The sequence below is a fragment of the Shigella sp. FC1967 genome (assembly GCF_001743005.1).
GTDB lineage: Bacteria > Pseudomonadota > Gammaproteobacteria > Enterobacterales > Enterobacteriaceae > Proteus.
Window position 1 is genome coordinate 1 of record NZ_MIIZ01000104.1, and the last position, 291, is coordinate 291.

Below are 291 nucleotides of genomic sequence, written 5' to 3' on the forward strand. Positions count from 1 at the left end.
TGGTTATTATGGCAAAGGCGGTGGCGGAACCTGTTGCATTGTCGTGCCGGCAAAGTGGACGCCGAATCAATGGGTCAAAGTGGAATGGGAAGTCGATCCCGATGCTTACCCCGGTGATATTCCCAAGTTTAGCGATCCTTACTACGATGAATATATGAGGTTACATGAGGCTAATTATCGTCGTTATAGCAAAATGGTAGAAATTCCTGAGTATGACGACCCTTGTGATGTCAAAGTGCATTTTCTTCCCTGCCAAGAAGTTCGGATCACATTATCTTGTTATTCCCCGGG

1 protein-coding gene is annotated in these 291 nt (G+C 46.0%); it reads left to right on the forward strand.

Features of this window, described 5'->3' with window-relative positions:
• Positions 1-291, forward strand: a 291-nt coding sequence (locus BHE89_RS00845; RefSeq protein WP_128860262.1) for a DUF3304 domain-containing protein, incomplete at both ends; no start/stop codon positions are given.